Raw genomic sequence first — 15,042 nt, forward strand, 5'->3', positions numbered from 1 at the left:
CTTCTCGACCCAGGGAGGTAGAACGTGTTCTAATCACGGTGATCGGCGCGGGAAGGGATGCGGATGGGCGAGGATCTGCGGCTCGGGCTCAACCTCGGCTACTGGCAGCGGCACGCAGACGACGCCACCGAGACGGTGCTGGCCGCCGAGCGGCTCGGCTACGACTCGGTGTGGACGGCCGAGGCTTACGGCTCGGACGCCTTCACCCCGCTCGCCTGGTACGGCGCCCGGACCAGCCGGATCAAGCTCGGCACCAGCGTCGCGCAGATCTCCGCGCGCACCCCGGTCGCCACCGCGATGACCGCGATGACCCTGGACCACCTCACCGGCGGCCGGCTGCTGCTCGGGATCGGCGCCTCCGGCCCGCAGGTCGTGGAGGGCTGGTACGGCGTGCCGTTCCCGCGCCCGCTGGCCCGCACCCGCGAGTACGCCGACATCATGCGCCAGGTGTGGTGCCGGGAGGAGCCGGTCACCTCGGCCGGCCCGCACTACCCGCTCCCCCACCCCGGCGGCACCGGGCTCGGCAAGCCGCTCAAGCTCATCACCCACCCGCTGCGCGCGGACATCCCGCTCTACCTCGGCGCCGAGGGCCCGAAGAACGTCGCGCTGGCCGCGGAGATCGCGCACGGCTGGCTGCCGCTGTTCGCGCTGCCCGGCGAGATCGAGCGCATGTACGGGGACGCGCTGGCCGGCGCCCGCCCGGGGTTCGACATCGCCGCGATGGTCATGGTGCTCATCACCGACGACGTGCGGGCCGCGCTGGACGGGGTGAAGATGATGCTCACCCTCTACATCGGCGGAATGGGCGCCAAGAGCCGCAACTTCCACGCCGACATCGTCGCCCGGATGGGCTACGCCGACGCCGCCCAGAAGATCCAGGAGCTGTACCTGGCCGGGCGCAAGGACGAGGCGTTCCACGCCATCCCCGACGAACTGGCCGACGGCATCTCGCTGGTCGGCCCGGCGGGCCGGATTCGCGAGCGCCTCCAGCCGTGGCGCGACAGCCCGGTGACCACCCTGCTCGCCATGGGCCCCCGGGACGAGCCCACCCTGCGTACGGTCCGCGACCTCGTCCTCGGCTGACGGCGCGGACGCGGCTGAACGCCTCCCGGTGGAGTCCGGCTCCCGCCTGACCGGCCACCGGCCGGGCCGCCGGCGCCTCCGCGCCTGGCGCGGCGCCCCCACGGCGGCCCGGGGTGCCGCTCATCAGGCGGCGGTCGCCAGACCAGGGTGCCGCCGGTGCCGCAGCCAGATCCACAGGCCGGCGCCGTACATGGCCAGACCGAGCGAGATCATGAACACGATCGTCGGCCACTGCAGCCACTCAGGCAGGTAGAGGGCCAGGAACCAGCTGCGCGTCCCGCTCCCGTTCAGCTTGGTGATCGCCGGCACGACGCCCTGCGGGAACAGCGGGATCGCGCCGAAGCCCCAGCAGACGCCGGAGATGATCTGTTCGCGCCGGGGGAGGTCGGGCCGCGCCTTGGTCGCGGGGCGGCGACCGGTTCGCAGCAGCTCCAGCAGTTCGGGCCCCTGCGCGGTCAGCCGCCGCTGGGCGAGCAGCCCGAAGCCCCAGGCGCACAGCACGCCGGTGACCAGGCCCGCGATGACACCCGGCCAGCCGTATCGCCAGGCGATCAGCCCCGCCGGGGCGGCGGTGAGCGCGCACAGGGCCAGCACGACGTACACCTGGCCGGTGGCCGAGCCCTCGTCCTCGGTGGCGCGCAGCGGGTTGCCCGACCTGCGGTGCGGGTCGATGCCCGGCACCAGGCCGTACGCCGACACCAGCGGTACCAGCCCGGCCCCGCCGCCGAGCAGCGCCGCCAGCAGCGTGAGGATCATCGGCCACGGGCCGTCCACCGCCGCGGTCAGCACCACGGTCAGCACGACGGCGGGCGGGCCGACGATCAGCAGCCAGGCGAGCTGCCTGCCCCGGACGTCTTCGGCGCCCGGAGTCATAATCGTCAGCCAGAGGGCGGTGCCGTCGCTCCCGTACAGGTTGGCCGACATGCCCGCGGCCATCACGATGAAGATCAGGCCGGCCCAGGGAAGCATGCCCGGCCAGCCGACCAGGAGCGGCGCCGCGGCGAACGCCAGGCCGTAGGCGAGGGCGAAGGAGAGCTGGTGGATGCGGACGAGGTCCCGCGACCAGGTGCGCAGTTCCTTGCCCAGCACGGCCCGGCTCTGCGGCACCGTCCGGCCGGCGGAACCGGCGGAACCGGCAGGGCTGCCGGAATCCGTCGGGCCGGCGGAACCGACCGAGCCGGTCGAGCCGGTCGAGCCGTCCGATGCCGGCCGCGCGCCGGCCCGCGGTGCCTGATCCGCCGCGCGTCCCGGCCGACGGCCCGGCCGCCCGCCGGACCGGTTCGTGGCGGTGGTACGCCTGGTCAGCAACGCGGCCCAGGCGGCCAACAGCAGGGCCACCAGCAGCGCCAGCGCGGCCAGCGCCGTGACGGCCTGACCCGGCTCGCCCTGGACCGCCAGCACCCCCCACCCGGACGGCAGGTAGCGGATGAACTCCGGCATGCCACCGTTCGCGCCGAAAGCCACCGGGAACACCCAGACCTGTCCGAGCGCCGCCAGCAGCGTTCCGTTGATCAGTCCGGCCGGCACCGCGCCCAGCCGCGACCGCAGCACGATCCCGAGAACCGCCACGGCGACCTTCGACAGCAGCACGAACACGGCCAGCTGCAACGCCACCGCCGGCAGGGCGACCAGTGCGGCACCGGCGCCGTGCCGCGCGCCCTCCACCACCAGCCCGACCAGGGCGAGCAGGCTCACCACGGGCGCCACCCCGACGAACGCCGACACCAGCAATCCGGTGGCCTGCCGCCGCGGCGGCAGGCCCACCAGGGTGAAGTACTCCGGGCGCAGCGTCTCGTCCCCGCCACCGGCGAAGACCGGCCCGAGGATCCAGCCGAGCATCCACCCGGCGTACGCGGCGGGCAGCAGCGCGGGGGCGGACACGGCGAGCACGATCGTGCCGACCGCCAGTGCCGCGCCGAGGATCCCGCCGATCGCGACGAACCCGGCGCGCCGGCCGGTCATCGAGTGCCGCAAGACGGCGATCTTCATCCGGGCCATGATCAGCTCGACAGCCACGACAACCCCTTCGCGGCGCCGCCGTCACCGGCCGCGACGAGTTCCACGAACCGCTTCTCCAGCGACCCAGCACCGCTGACCTCCGCCAGCGTGCCGTGCGCGACGACCCGGCCCTTGTCGATCACCGCGACGTGGTCGCACAGCTGCTCCACCAGCGCCATCACGTGGCTGGACAGCACCACCGAGCCGCCGCCCGCCACGAACCCGCGCAGGATCTCCTTGATCGTCGCCGCCGACACCGGGTCCACCGCCTCGAACGGCTCGTCCAGCACCAGCAGCCGGGGGGCGTGCAGCAGCGCCGTCGCCAGGCCGATCTTCTTGCGCATGCCGGTCGAGTACTCGACCACCAGCGTGTTCTCCGCCGCGTCCAGCTCCAGCAGGGCCAGCAGTTCCTCCGCCCGCTCGGCCACCACCCGCTCGGGCAGGCCTCGGAGCAGGCCAAGGTAGGTCAGCACCTCCCGCCCGGTCAGCCGCTCGGGCATCGCCAGGCCGTCGGGCAGCACGCCGACCAGCTCCTTGGCCCGCCGCCCGGAATCCGCCCAGACATCGATGTCGAAGATCCGGGCGGTGCCGCCGTCCGGGCGCAACAGCCCGACTCCCATCGACAGGGTGGTCGTCTTGCCGGCCCCGTTCTGCCCGACCAGGCCGTAGAAGGACCCCTGCGGGATGGCGAGGTCGAGGTGGTCGACGGCGGTCTTCGCACCGTAGACCTTGGTGAGACCGGCGAGGTCGAGCGCCGCGGTCATGGCCGCCTCCGGGTGGCGAGGGTGAACAGGGTGACCAGCTCCCGGGCGAGCAGCTCAAGGTCGAGGTCGGGGTTCCGCAGCAGCTCCGCCGGCACCGCGTCCACCGCCCCGCGGATCGCGATGGCCATCGAACGCGGGTCGAACTCCCGGAACTCGCCCGTGGTCCGGCCCCAGGCCAGCACCTTCTCGATGTCCCGGAGCGCGGTCTCGTGCTGCGCCGCGTAGGGCCCGGGCGTCTCGGTGCCGCCGCAGGCATGCGTGACGATCTCCACCAGGGCGAAGAGCGGCTTGCGGTGGCGGTCCATGAACGCGAGGTTCGTCTCGAAGTAGACGCGCAGGGCGTCGGTCGCCGTGGACTGCGCGACGATGGCGGGCTCCATCATCGAGGTCGCCATCATGGCGACCTCGGCGACGACGGCCTGGATGAGCTCATCCTTGCTCCCGAAATGGTAAGAGATCGATCCGGGCGAGAGCTCGGCCAGTTCTGCGATCTTCGCCAGCGACGTACGGGTGTATCCCAGGGTCGCGATGGCCTCGATCGCGCACTCGATGATCTGAGCCCGTCGCGCCTCTTCGATGAACGTCCGCTTTCCTAACGGCACGTTCAAGACTTTAAACGATCATTCAAATCTCTGGCAAGACCTACTCGATCTTGGCAGGACATCGCCTCGGTGATCACATTTGGAGTCGCTCCCGGACGCCGGACCCGCGGCGGTCCCCCGCGCGCCATGGCCGCGTCCGCGAGCGGCCCCGGTCGTGGCGCGACAGCCCGGGGACCACCCTGCTCGCCATGTCCCTGTCCGGCGCTTCCTGGGGTGGCCTCGGCGGGACCGGTCAGGCCGGGTCGCTGAGGATCAGCCGGGCCGCCAGTACGCCGTAGACCGTGCCGGCCAGCCGGTCCAGCCATCGCCGCGCCGCCCGGTGCCGGAGCAGGCGGCGCCCGGCGCCGCCGGCGGCACCACCGAGGATCAGGTCCACGGCCAGCCCCAGCGCCAGGAACGCGAGCCCGAGCACGAACAGCTGAACCGTCTCCCGCCCCAGGACCGGGTCGACGAACTGCGGAAGGAACGCCAGGTAGAACAGCACGATCTTCGGATTGGCCAGGTTGTTGACCAGGCCGCGCACGAACACCGGCCCCAGCCGTTCCGGCGCCGCGCGATCCGGGACGGCCGGTACGCCGTCGGACGTCCGGAACGCCCGGACCGCCAGCCACAACAGGTAGGCGGCACCACCGAACCGCAACAGGTCCATGGCCATCGGGGCCGCTCGGAGCACCGCCCCCAGGCCGAGCGCCACCGCACAGGTGTGCACCAGCATCCCGGCGGCGGCACCGCAGGCGGCGGCCCAGCCCGCCCGCCGCCCGCCGGCCATGCCCAGCGCGACGATGAACAGCATGCCCGGGCCGGGCGTTACCTGGATGACCAGCGCGGCGAGCAGGAACGCGGTGAACAGTTGCATGTTCATCGACGTGCCCCTTCTGGTCGTGGGTGAGACATGTGCACCGTTCCTGAGGATCGCACGCAGTGGGTGAGGTGCGGCGATAGGATTCCGGCGGCGAACACGCATGGTAAATGCATCATCGAGTGCTACGCAAACTACGACAAAACAGAATCAAACCTATTGGCGGTCAACGAGGAGGTCGGCAGCACATCTACATCCGCCGGCAAATACTCTCGAGTACGCACAAATCCCTTGCTTTTGGACGCCCTGTATGCGCCCATGCACAGTTCTCTTAATTACGAGGCTAAACCGATTCCACCGATCATCCCGTCCACCTCGCCCGCCTCTGGTAGGACGCGCCGGCTGTTCAGACCAGGACGAAGACGACCGTGCTTCTTCCGAGGGAAAACGTGTTCAATGTGGAGCAACTTCTGGGCATACTTCAGCGTGTGGGCGATGGAGGCAAGCCGTGAGCGTTGCACAGCGTGACGACGCGAGGTCGTTCCAGCCTGCGAACGACCTCAGCCCCGCTGCGATCGAGGCCTTTCTCAAAGTGGCCGGCTGGGAACAGGTCGATAAGCGTGACGGAGTCTTTGCGGTCTGGGAGTCGGAACGAGAGGACGCGAGTCTCCTGCTTCCGTACAACCGCGCCTACAGAGACTATCGGGCGCGACTCTCGGACGCTTTGGAGACGATAGCCGATATCTACAAGCTCACCAGCAGCGAAGCACTGGAGCTTAAGATCACAGGAGCCCAGAGCGACATTCTCCTCCTTCGGGCCGATCAGCCGACGATTGATGGCTCGATTCCACTGGAAGAGGCTCAGGGTCTACTTTCCGGCGTCAACCAGATGATGCTGGCAGCGGCTTGCAGCGCAATACGACCCCGAGCGTCCAACAGAGGACGAAAGCCTGAGGCAGCGGCAGAATTCCTCAAGGAAGTCCGCATGGGGCACACCATGCGGGGCAGCTTCGTGATCACCATCTATGCTCGGCACGACGATCCCGGGTCGAGGAACCACCGGCCACGGATGTCGGGTCGATCCTGGAGACAAAATCCGTGAGGGAAGAGCCCGTCGGCTCTTACACACGTCGCGTCATGACGACGCTGGCCACCGGACTTCAGGCCGCGCAAGAGTTGCTACAGGATGATCCCGGCCTGAGCCTGGACGATGCGGTGCAACTGGGTGCGAGTGCCGAGCTCATCGACTCTCTTGGAAAGATGGGGAACCACGAAGGACTAAGTGCTCTCGACCTCTCGTTCAAATGGTCTCCTGCGCAGCCGTCCCTTCCCGCCGGAATTGCAAATCAAATCGTGGTGCCTCAGGAACAACTGCAACGCGTAGAAAGCGGTCGCGAGTCCTTGCGGCGACGCCCTGTTATAGAACAGGACGAGGTCATCGGTCAGGTCGTACGGCTGGAAAGAGCAGAAGGACAGGAAGCCGGTGTGGCCGTCATCGACGGCCACCTAGGCCCTCATCGCCGACGAGTGAAAATGAGTCTGACCGGGCGCGATTACCATCTGGCGATTCGTGCACACGAAGAACGACGGTCGATAAAGGCCACAGGTGAGGTCGCCCTGGAAAGTCGCTCGTGGTGGCTCAGAGGACCGATCGAGATCAGACTGCCGCTGGAGTCCGATTCGTGATCTGGGCGTACAGATCATCCGAGTGATCGGAGGCACAGACGGACCTATCGCCGGCCGCGATCGTAAGCGGGCGCTGGGACTCCTCCTCGATCGTGTCGACTGCTACTCCCGGGTGGCGGTGATGATGCCGAGGGCGCGGAGTTCGTCGTCGAGGGTGCGGACGTGCTTGTTGCCGGCCCACGGCTGGAGGCGGGCCCGGGCCTGCCGGACCGAGTCCGCCAGCCGGCCGGAACTGTGCCTGGTAGTGATCTGTGCCGCCCCACGGATCTTGTCCACCGCGCCGGGCACCTCGCGCTTCCGGGTAAGCGCTTCGGCGTAGTGCAGCAGGGCGTGTCCTCGCGCGAGGCTGAAGGTCGTCGGCGCGGCCAGGGTGCGGGTCACGGAATTGATCGCGTCATCGGGCCTGCCCCAGTACAACTGGCAGTCCGCCGTGCTGGCCTGTACCTGGCCGATCGTGAACCAGTACAGGTATGTGGGGTCGTCCTCGGTTCGCGGATGTTCGACCAGAGCCGCTGCCTGAGCCAGCGCTCGTTCGCTGTCGTTCGTCTCGCCGCGGCGGGCCAGCACCCGGGCGAGTTCCATCGCGTGCACCGAGCGCATGAGATTGCTGGGACTGCGCCGCGCCCAGCCTTGGGCGGCGAAGACGTGATCCAGTGCCTCCCCGGCCTCTCCACGGAACACGGCCACGTAACTCAGGCAGGTGTGCAGGTAGGCGATCATGGTTGGATCACCGATCTGGTGAGCCGCGGCGAGCCCTTCCTGATAGCGCAATCGCGCTCCCGCGTGATCCATGAGGTCGTGGTGCAGCCAGCCGGCGAACTGGCTGAGCTCGGCGTAGGCGTAGGTGAGTCGCTTGCGCAGGTCAGGGAGCAGGGTGGCGCGGCTGAGCAGGTCGGCGACCAGGCGGCGCTGGCCGTCCACGATGGGCAGCACGGTGTCCGGACCGTGGTCGTCGTCCAGCCGGCGGCACCGGACGGTCAGCTTCTCGATCACCTCCACCGTGCCGGCGTCCACCCGGGCGGTGGCGCGCACCGCCGCCGCCAACCGGTCCTTCTCCGGCGGCGACAGGTGCCGCAGCAGGACGACGGCGGGTGCGCCGCCGAGCGCCAGGGCCAACTCGAACAGCAGGTCGCGCCGCTTCACATCGGCCTCCTCGGCTCCGAGGACACGCAGCAGCGCGGCGCAGTCCTGCGAGGTGGGAGCCGGGACCGGGTCACGTACCGCTGCTTCCTGCCCCATGGTGACATGGCCGGGGAACGGGCTCGGGGCGCCAGAGGCTCGCTGTGCCGGGAGGTGCCGGTGATCCGTGGCGTCGATGAGCCGCCGGTCGCGCGGGCTGTAGGAGGCGTACACCTCGTCGGTGACCAGCCGCCGGGCGGCGGTCCGGTAGACCTGCGCGAACAGCGCCACGGTGCGCGCGGTGGGGCGCTGGCCGCGCCGGGGCCAGTGCTCGAAGTCGTACAGCCGGGACTCGCGCAGCGCCGCGGCCCCGGCCGGGTCGAGGTCGTTGTAGAGCGCCACCGCCTCGGCGGCGGTGCGCCCGTAGGCGTAGCGGTACCGGCGGAGCGGGCTCACGTCGTGGAACACCGCGAACAGGTCGGCGATCTGCTCGAAGGTGTACCCCTTGGCGCGCAGCGCCTCGCTGCGCCGCCGGCATTCCAGCAGGACCTGCGTTCCCTCACCCGGCATCACGCAACGCCTCCCGAACACGCTTCGGCAAAGGATGATTACACTCAGCGTACTGGTTCCATAACCGAGAGCGATGGGAAATGTGATGCTCGCCGTCCGCCGTTCGAGGGCACGGTTCACCTGCTCGGCCGCATCAGAGCAGCTCATCGCCACGTCCGCCAAGGGTGACGCCGGCGGCGTAAGCAGGGATCATCGCGGTCGGCGGCACCGGCCAGGGTTCTGGCTTGTGGACATGCCCTTCGAAGACCTCGACGAGGAACCCGGGACGGCCGCCGATCCGATCACGCTCCTCGACGGCCCGCCATTCCGCTCGAAGCCGGACGGCGAACCCGGCCACCCCGGGCCGGACATCCTCGTCTGGCGGCGCACCTTCCCCAACCGGCCGGACCAGGCGCCGGAGGCGCGGAGGTTCGCCCGGCTCCTGCTGGCGGGCACCCGCTTCGCCGACGACGCGGAGCTGATCGTGGGCGAGCTGGCCGGCAACGCCGTCCGCCACACCGGTGGCGGGCCGCCCGGCGGCCACTTCACCGTCGAGATCACCGTCACGACCACCTGCCGTCCGGCCACCGCGCCGGCCGCGGACGGCGTCCTGATCACGGTGTCCGACCCCGGAGGCGGCGGCGTCCCGCGTTTCGACGCCGGGCGGCCCGACACCCACCAGGAGCACGGGCGCGGCCTGGGAATCGTGACCGCGCTGGCCACCCGCGCCGGCGCTCAGGGCACCCCGGTCGGCGGCCACCGCGTATGGGCCTACCTCACCGGACCGGCGTCCCGATGGCGACGGGCGGGGTCGAGCACACCTGATCACTCACGCGAGGTGCGCCCGGCCCGCGAGGACGCGCCCTAGACTGGCGCGATGATCAAGGTGCCTGCCGAATTCCAGTGGTTACAGGGGCCGGAGTGCCCGCTGGACGACATTTACTGCGTGTCGTTCTTCCACGGGCTCGACCCGGCCGATGTTCTCCGGCGCTTCGATCCGGCCGGGGCCGCCGGGGAGGAGATGGCGTTCGAGCGGCTCGCCGAGCGGGTGCTCGCCTTCGCCGATTCCACCGGCGGTGGCGACGGCGGCGGCCATGTCGGCGTGGTGCGCGCCGGCGACTGGAGCGTGGCCATCGAACTCTGGGGCTGGCAGGCGGTGCTGCACGACGTGGTGCCCGCGCTGTCGGCGGGCTGCGAGTTCGTGGCGGTCGGCCGGCACGAGTACGCGGAGGACGGCTTCGCCTACGCCATCGACGGTGACCTGCTCACCTGGTTCACCCCTACGACGCCGCAGGACCGGTACGGCACCGAGCCCGACCATCTCCTCGCGCCGATGCGCGCCACCGGCCTGCGACCGGATCCGCCGGCCGAGGACGCGTCGGAGCAGGAGGCCGACTGGGACGACCTCTCCGCGAACGGCCTGGTCCGGGCGTTCTGGCTGGCCGCCGAGATCACCGGCGTGGCCTTCACCCGCGATCTCCTCGACCGCCCGCTGCTCGTCGGCACCATCGCCCGATGACGCGGGACGACCGGGACCGGGTCACAGGTCGATCTGGTACTTGAGGAAGCCCTTGTTCTCGGCGACGGCGTCGTAGAGGCGGCGGGCAATGGTGTTCGACTCGTGGGTGTTCCAGTACAGCCGGCCGCAGCCGCGGTCCCGGGCCCAGCCGGCGACCGCCGCGATCAGCGCCCGTCCCACCCCTTGGCCCCGCACGTCCGGTGCGGTGAAAAGGTCTTGCAGGTAGCAGACGTCGGTGGCCGGCGCCGAGGTGCTGGGGTGCGGGAAGAAGTGCGCGATGCCGACGAGCCGCCCGTCGATCCGCGCGCCGAGCGCGTGCATGCGTGAGCCGTTCTGGAACTCCCGCCACGCCTGCTCGTACATCTCCGCCGGCTCGACCCGCCGGTAGAAGTCGATGTACCCGCGGAACAGGACCTCCCAGCCGTCCCGGTCCTCCGGCCGCAGCCTGCCGACCTCTACCACGCCGCCCCCGTCCTCTCGTCTCAGAACCGGCGGCCAGCCTAAGAGGCTCGGTGGCTTCCGGCACGGGCCAATTCGCCGCAGAAGGCGACGACCACTTCGCTCGCACCCTCATGTCCGGCCGGACCAGCCCGGGATGTTATTTCATGGGATATGACGACCAGTGAGATCTATGCGGAATTCGCGGCCCGGGAAGCCGCGGGGGTGTCCCCCGCGTACGAGCGGCTGGCCGCCGCCGTGTCGCGGGACCGGGAGCTGCTGGGCCTGCTCGGCTCGCTGCCCGAGGCCAAGCCGCAGCCGAACCTGCTGTTCGGCTCGGTCCGGCTGCTCGGCGGGCCGGTGGAGGATCCGGCCGCGTTCCACGAGTACACGGTGGCGAACTGGCCGCTGGTCGAGGCGGAGATCCGCGCCCGGGTGACCCAGACGAACGAGGCCGGGCGGTGCGCCGTCCTGCTGCCGGTGCTCGCCGCGCTGCCGCAGCCGCTGGCGCTGCTGGAGGTCGGGGCGTCGGCCGGGCTCTGCCTCTACCCGGACCGGTACACCTACCGGTACGGGGATCACGTCGTCGGTTCCGGCGGGCCGGTCCTGGACTGCGCCGCCGCCGGCCTGACCCCGCCGGCCGGCCTGCCGCGCGTGGTGTGGCGGGCCGGGCTGGACCTGAACCCGCTGGACGTCACCGACTCCGGCGACCTCGGGTGGCTGGACGCCCTCATCTGGCCCGAGCACGAGCACCGCCGTACCCGGCTGCGGGCGGCGGCCGCCATCGCCGCGGCCGACCCCCCGCTGCTGGTACGGGGAGACCTGGTGGACGACCTCCCCGCGCTGGCCGCCAAGGCCCCGCCGGGCGCCACCCTGGTGGTGTTCCACAGTTCGGTGCTGTACCTGCTGTCGCCGCGACGGCGGGCGGCGTTCGCCGAGACCGTCACCGGCCTTCCCGGCCACTGGGTCGCCAACGAGGCCCTGGGCGTGCTGCCCTACCGGGTACTGCCGGCGCCGCCGGAGGAGACGCGGCACAACGTGCTCGCGCTGGACGGGACCCCGCTGGCCTGGACCCGGGCGCACGGGCAGGGGATCGTCTGGTTCTCCTGACCCGATCGCGGTCCCACCGTGCGGACCGGGCGCCGCGGGGCGCCACGGTGGCCAGGTCAGCGGCCAGGTCAGCGGGCGGGGAGGGTGGGATGCGGCGGCCAGGGGCCGGGGCCGTACATGGTGTTGGTGATCGCCCAGCTCTCGTGGTCCTGCCAGGCGCCGTCGATGAACAGCAGGTCCGGCGAGTGGCCCTCGTACCGGAAACCGAGCCGCCGGACGAGCGCCAGCGACGCCTGGTTGCCGGGCTGGATCTGGGCGTCCAGCCGGTGCAGCCGCAGCCGTCCGAACGCGTACCCGAGCACCAGCCCGACCCCTTCCGACAGGTACCCCTGCCCGGCGGTGGGCGAGAAGGCGGCGTAGGCCAGGGATGCGTTCTGGTAGCGGCCGCGGATGATGCTGTTGAGGAACACCGTGCCGGCGATCGCCCCGGTGTCCGCCAGGCAGACCAGCAGGCCCTGCGCCGTGTCGTGGTCGAAGCGCCCGAGGTAGGCCTGGAAGTCGGCCGGGGTGGCGGGCAGCGACATCCACGGCCGGTGCAGGCCGGCGCTGTCCCGGGTGAGCCGGACGAACTCGTCCTGGTCGGCCGCGGTCAGCGCCCGCAGCATCACCCGGGACTTCCCGGTGCGGCCCGCCATGAACGCCTCGACCTCCGCCGCCGTCCGGCCGATCCCATCCTTTCGCATCCCCGCACGCTATCGAGGTCGGGCGCCGCGGGTCAGTCCGGGCGGGGGGCGGGGTCGGCGGTGACCGAGCGGAGCAGCGGGCGGCTGAGCGCACCCGCGCCGAGGACCCCGGCGAACCCGGCCACCACGCAGCAGGCCAAGGTGATCGCGCCCGCCGCACTGACGCCGAGCCGGGCGAACGGCAGCGCGCAGACGACGCCGGTGGCGATCGAGCCGCCGCCGAGCACGGCGAGCGGGACCAACGTCTCCAGCCGGCGGGCCCGGTCCAGCACCTCGAGCGGGGTGCCGGCCAGCCGCAGCAGCGCGAAGGTCTGCCGCCGGTCCAGCACCGAGGAGGCGCCGGTGATGCCCGCGCTGACGATCGCCACCAGGAAGGAGACGATCAGTACGACCAGCGTGCCGGTCCGGATGTCGCGCAGGATCCACATGCCCAGCACGTCGTCGGTCCTGGCGATCGAGGAGTCCGGGCTGAGCAGGCCGATGAAGCCGGCGACGAACCCGGTGAGCGCGACCCCGCTGACCGTGCGCCACGCCGACTTGGGGTCGTCGACCAGCCGCCGGCCGGCCAGCAGGGCGGCCGGCCGGCGGGCGGTGCGGGCGGTGATCCGGCCGATCAGGCCGATGCCCCACGGGCCGGCCAGGTTGAGGGTGAGGAACGCGGCGCCGAGCACGCCCACCAGCACGGTCAGGCTGGTGGTGCCGCCCATCGCCGGGGTGGCGGCGAGCGCGGCCACCAGGGCCAGCACCCGGACGAACCGCATGGCGGGCGGGGTCTGCCGCCGGGCCACCCCGAGCGGGCTGACCACGACCCGGCGCAGCCCGATGACCGCGGACAGGCCGACCAGCAGCGGCACCGCGGCGAGCACCCCGGCCACCGGCAGCACGCCTGGCCAGATGTCACCGGCGAACCAGCCACCGCCGGTGATCCGGATCCCGGTCAGCGGCGGGATGGCCAGCGCGTACAGCACCAGGCCGGCCAGCGCGCCGCCGAACCCGGTGATCACCGCCTCGGTGACGGTCATCATGACCACCTGCCACGGGGTGGCGCCGACCAGGCGCAGCGCCGCCAGCCGCTGGTCGCGCCGGGCCACGGTCAGCCGGGCCGCCGCGCCCCCGAAGACCAGCAGCGGCACGGCCATGAGCACCGCGGCGATCGCGGCCAGGCCGATGTAGGTCGACGAGCTGTTGTCCCGGGTGCCGCGCAGGTCGGCGACCGGGGTGGCCGTGACACCGAGCCAGTCGTTCCCCCGCCACTTCTCCTTCATGATCGGGTCGGTGGGCCGGTGGCCCGCCACCGCGACCAGCTCGCCGGGGTAGCGCAGCGCCTGGTCGCCGATGGTGCCGGCCGGGCGGCCGGGAACCCGGCCGCGCAGCGCGGGGTCGGCGGCCAGCGCGGGTGACAGCAGCGTCTCGCCGGGTCCGGGCAGCCGGGTGAGCCCGGCGGGGGCGGCCAGGCCGCGCGGCTCGGTGACCGCCAGGTGCACCACGGTGAGCGGCCGGTCGCCGGCGAAGCCGATCCGGACCGCCTCCACCGCCCGGACGGTCCCGGTGGCCGCGACGGGAGTGCGCCAGGCGGTGCGGTCGGCCCGGCCGGCGAACGCGAAGTTGATGGCGATCGCGAACAGCAGCAGCGCGGTGGACACCGCGACGGCGGCGAAGGTCAGCGACGAGCCGAGCAGCCCGCGCCGCCCGCCGCAGCGCAGCAGCCGCCAGGTGAGTGCGATCAGGCTCTTCATCGCCCGACCTCCCCGCCGCCGTGGTGCGGAGCCGGCAGCACCCGGGTCGGCGCCGCCGGGTGGCCCTGCGGGCCGGGACCGGGGTAAGGGCCGGCCGGGTGGCCCTGGGGACCCGGGCCGGCTGTGGGGCCGGCCGGGTGGGCCGGCGCGGGATCCGGATGGGCCGGTCCGAACCGCCGATGGGCCGGCGGGCGGCCCGGGCCGGGCGGCGGGGTGGCCGGTCCGGACGCTTGATGGATGGGGCCCGGGGGGAACTCCCCCGGCGCCGGGCGCGGACCGGCGGGGACGATGAGGCCGTCGCGGACCTCGATGACCCGGCCGCACCAGGCGGCCACCTGCGGGTCGTGGGTGACGACGACCAGCGCGGCGTCGCCTGCCCGGGTGGCCTCCACCAGCAGCCGCATGGTGTCGTGCCCGGTGGCCTGGTCCAGCGCGCCGGTGGGCTCGTCGGCGAAGACGACGGCCGGGCCGGTGACCAGCGCACGCGCGATCGCCACCCGCTGGGCCTGCCCGCCGGACAGCTCGCCGGGCCGCCGGGCCTCCAGGCCGGCCAGGCCGAGGGGGCCGAACCACGACCGGGCCCGGGCCACCGCCTTGCCGCGGGAGGTCCCGCCCAGCATGAGCGGCAGCGCGACGTTCTCCTCGGCGGGCAGCTCGGGCAGCAACTGGCCGAACTGGAAGACGAAGCCGAACCTGGTGCGGCGCAGGGCGCTGCGGCCCCGCTCCCCCATCGCGTCGACGCGCTCGCCGAGCAGCCGCACCTCGCCCGCGTCGGGGCGCATGATGCCGGCCAGGCAGTGCAGCAGGGTGGACTTGCCCGAGCCGCTCGGGCCCATCACCGCGACGGCCTCGCCCGAGCCCACGGTGACGTCCACCCCGGCGAGCGCGACCGTGGCGCCGAAACTCTTCCGCAGTGCGCGGCCTTCCAGCACGATTGACGACATGCCGCCCAGCCT

General features: G+C 72.0%; 15 protein-coding genes. 6 read left to right on the forward strand and 9 right to left on the reverse strand.

Annotated elements, in window-relative coordinates:
• Positions 1 to 63 precede the first annotated feature (63 nt).
• Complete coding sequence (locus Sru01_RS20015) at positions 64 to 1,083, forward strand: LLM class F420-dependent oxidoreductase (RefSeq protein ID WP_203988752.1); 1,020 nt, start codon at positions 64 to 66, stop codon at positions 1,081 to 1,083.
• 123 nt (positions 1,084 to 1,206) lie between these two features.
• Here the strand turns inward: Sru01_RS20015 and Sru01_RS20020 are convergent, their stop codons facing one another.
• The 4 genes from Sru01_RS20020 to Sru01_RS20035 form a co-directional block, all read right to left on the reverse strand.
• Positions 1,207 to 3,099, reverse strand: coding sequence for a hypothetical protein (locus Sru01_RS20020; protein ID WP_203988754.1), 1,893 nt, complete (start codon positions 3,097 to 3,099; stop codon positions 1,207 to 1,209).
• Positions 3,084 to 3,845 (reverse strand): ABC transporter ATP-binding protein, encoded by a 762-nt coding sequence (locus tag Sru01_RS20025; protein ID WP_203988756.1) that lies wholly within the window; start codon positions 3,843 to 3,845, stop codon positions 3,084 to 3,086. The genes Sru01_RS20020 and Sru01_RS20025 overlap by 16 nt, the downstream gene beginning before the upstream one ends.
• Complete coding sequence (locus tag Sru01_RS20030) at positions 3,842 to 4,447, reverse strand: TetR/AcrR family transcriptional regulator (RefSeq protein WP_203988758.1); 606 nt, start codon at positions 4,445 to 4,447, stop codon at positions 3,842 to 3,844. The genes Sru01_RS20025 and Sru01_RS20030 overlap by 4 nt, the downstream gene beginning before the upstream one ends.
• 232 nt (positions 4,448 to 4,679) lie before the next feature.
• A complete protein-coding gene (locus tag Sru01_RS20035) occupies positions 4,680 to 5,309 on the reverse strand; it encodes a LysE family translocator (protein WP_203988760.1) in 630 nt (209 codons plus the stop codon).
• 445 nt (positions 5,310 to 5,754) lie between these two features.
• Between Sru01_RS20035 and Sru01_RS20040 the strand changes: the two genes are divergently transcribed.
• Both Sru01_RS20040 and Sru01_RS20045 read left to right on the forward strand, forming a co-directional pair.
• Positions 5,755 to 6,348: a hypothetical protein gene (locus tag Sru01_RS20040; protein ID WP_203988762.1), complete on the forward strand. Its 594-nt coding sequence runs from the start codon at positions 5,755 to 5,757 to the stop codon at positions 6,346 to 6,348.
• Positions 6,349 to 6,383: 35 nt separating this feature from the next.
• Positions 6,384 to 6,932 carry a hypothetical protein gene (locus tag Sru01_RS20045; protein ID WP_203988764.1) on the forward strand — a complete coding sequence of 183 codons (549 nt, stop codon included), beginning with the start codon at positions 6,384 to 6,386 and terminating at the stop codon, positions 6,930 to 6,932.
• A 102-nt stretch (positions 6,933 to 7,034) separates the two neighbouring features.
• On the opposite strand, the gene Sru01_RS20050 is transcribed toward Sru01_RS20045, so the two are convergent.
• Positions 7,035 to 8,621, reverse strand: a complete 1,587-nt coding sequence (locus Sru01_RS20050) for an NsdA family TPR-like regulatory protein (RefSeq protein ID WP_203988766.1) — start codon at positions 8,619 to 8,621, stop codon at positions 7,035 to 7,037.
• A gap of 232 nt (positions 8,622 to 8,853) precedes the next feature.
• Between Sru01_RS20050 and Sru01_RS20055 the strand changes: the two genes are divergently transcribed.
• Together Sru01_RS20055 and Sru01_RS20060 are read left to right on the forward strand one after the other, a co-directional pair.
• The gene (locus tag Sru01_RS20055; RefSeq protein WP_203988769.1) at positions 8,854 to 9,468 is read left to right on the forward strand and encodes an ATP-binding protein; all 615 of its coding nucleotides are present in this window, start codon (positions 8,854 to 8,856) and stop codon (positions 9,466 to 9,468) included.
• A gap of 9 nt (positions 9,469 to 9,477) precedes the next feature.
• Positions 9,478 to 10,119, forward strand: coding sequence for a DUF6461 domain-containing protein (locus Sru01_RS20060; RefSeq protein WP_203988771.1), 642 nt, complete (start codon positions 9,478 to 9,480; stop codon positions 10,117 to 10,119).
• 21 nt (positions 10,120 to 10,140) lie between these two features.
• Here Sru01_RS20060 and Sru01_RS20065 read toward each other — a convergent pair whose 3' ends face one another.
• Positions 10,141 to 10,581, reverse strand: coding sequence for a GNAT family N-acetyltransferase (locus tag Sru01_RS20065; RefSeq protein WP_203988772.1), 441 nt, complete (start codon positions 10,579 to 10,581; stop codon positions 10,141 to 10,143).
• Between the two features lie 150 nt (positions 10,582 to 10,731).
• Between Sru01_RS20065 and Sru01_RS20070 the strand changes: the two genes are divergently transcribed.
• Positions 10,732 to 11,667 carry a DUF2332 domain-containing protein gene (locus Sru01_RS20070; protein ID WP_203988773.1) on the forward strand — a complete coding sequence of 312 codons (936 nt, stop codon included), beginning with the start codon at positions 10,732 to 10,734 and terminating at the stop codon, positions 11,665 to 11,667.
• Positions 11,668 to 11,735: 68 nt separating this feature from the next.
• Here the strand turns inward: Sru01_RS20070 and Sru01_RS20075 are convergent, their stop codons facing one another.
• From Sru01_RS20075 to Sru01_RS20085, 3 genes are read right to left on the reverse strand one after another with little or no spacing between them, the layout of a single operon-like run.
• The gene (locus Sru01_RS20075) at positions 11,736 to 12,350 is read right to left on the reverse strand and encodes a GNAT family N-acetyltransferase (RefSeq protein ID WP_239137585.1); all 615 of its coding nucleotides are present in this window, start codon (positions 12,348 to 12,350) and stop codon (positions 11,736 to 11,738) included.
• Between the two features lie 32 nt (positions 12,351 to 12,382).
• Entirely contained in the window at positions 12,383 to 14,086 is a 1,704-nt protein-coding gene (locus Sru01_RS20080; RefSeq protein WP_203988774.1) for an ABC transporter permease, read from the reverse strand.
• Positions 14,083 to 15,030 (reverse strand): ABC transporter ATP-binding protein, encoded by a 948-nt coding sequence (locus Sru01_RS20085; RefSeq protein WP_239137586.1) that lies wholly within the window; start codon positions 15,028 to 15,030, stop codon positions 14,083 to 14,085. The genes Sru01_RS20080 and Sru01_RS20085 overlap by 4 nt, the downstream gene beginning before the upstream one ends.
• Positions 15,031 to 15,042 lie beyond the last annotated feature (12 nt).

Source organism: Sphaerisporangium rufum (assembly GCF_016863395.1).
Classification (GTDB): domain Bacteria; phylum Actinomycetota; class Actinomycetes; order Streptosporangiales; family Streptosporangiaceae; genus Sphaerisporangium; species Sphaerisporangium rufum.

Coding starts and splice junctions, on each gene's coding strand:
- Sru01_RS20085 (WP_239137586.1), bottom strand. CDS start 15,030: ATGTCGTCAATCGTGCTGGAAGGCCGCGCACTGCGGAAGAGTTTCGGC.
- Sru01_RS20075 (WP_239137585.1), bottom strand. CDS start 12,350: ATGCGAAAGGATGGGATCGGCCGGACGGCGGCGGAGGTCGAGGCGTTC.
- Sru01_RS20035 (WP_203988760.1), bottom strand. CDS start 5,309: ATGAACATGCAACTGTTCACCGCGTTCCTGCTCGCCGCGCTGGTCATC.
- Sru01_RS20055 (WP_203988769.1), top strand. CDS start 8,854: ATGCCCTTCGAAGACCTCGACGAGGAACCCGGGACGGCCGCCGATCCG.
- Sru01_RS20045 (WP_203988764.1), top strand. CDS start 6,384: ATGACGACGCTGGCCACCGGACTTCAGGCCGCGCAAGAGTTGCTACAG.
- Sru01_RS20060 (WP_203988771.1), top strand. CDS start 9,478: ATGATCAAGGTGCCTGCCGAATTCCAGTGGTTACAGGGGCCGGAGTGC.
- Sru01_RS20050 (WP_203988766.1), bottom strand. CDS start 8,621: ATGCCGGGTGAGGGAACGCAGGTCCTGCTGGAATGCCGGCGGCGCAGC.
- Sru01_RS20025 (WP_203988756.1), bottom strand. CDS start 3,845: ATGACCGCGGCGCTCGACCTCGCCGGTCTCACCAAGGTCTACGGTGCG.
- Sru01_RS20080 (WP_203988774.1), bottom strand. CDS start 14,086: ATGAAGAGCCTGATCGCACTCACCTGGCGGCTGCTGCGCTGCGGCGGG.
- Sru01_RS20015 (WP_203988752.1), top strand. CDS start 64: ATGGGCGAGGATCTGCGGCTCGGGCTCAACCTCGGCTACTGGCAGCGG.
- Sru01_RS20070 (WP_203988773.1), top strand. CDS start 10,732: ATGACGACCAGTGAGATCTATGCGGAATTCGCGGCCCGGGAAGCCGCG.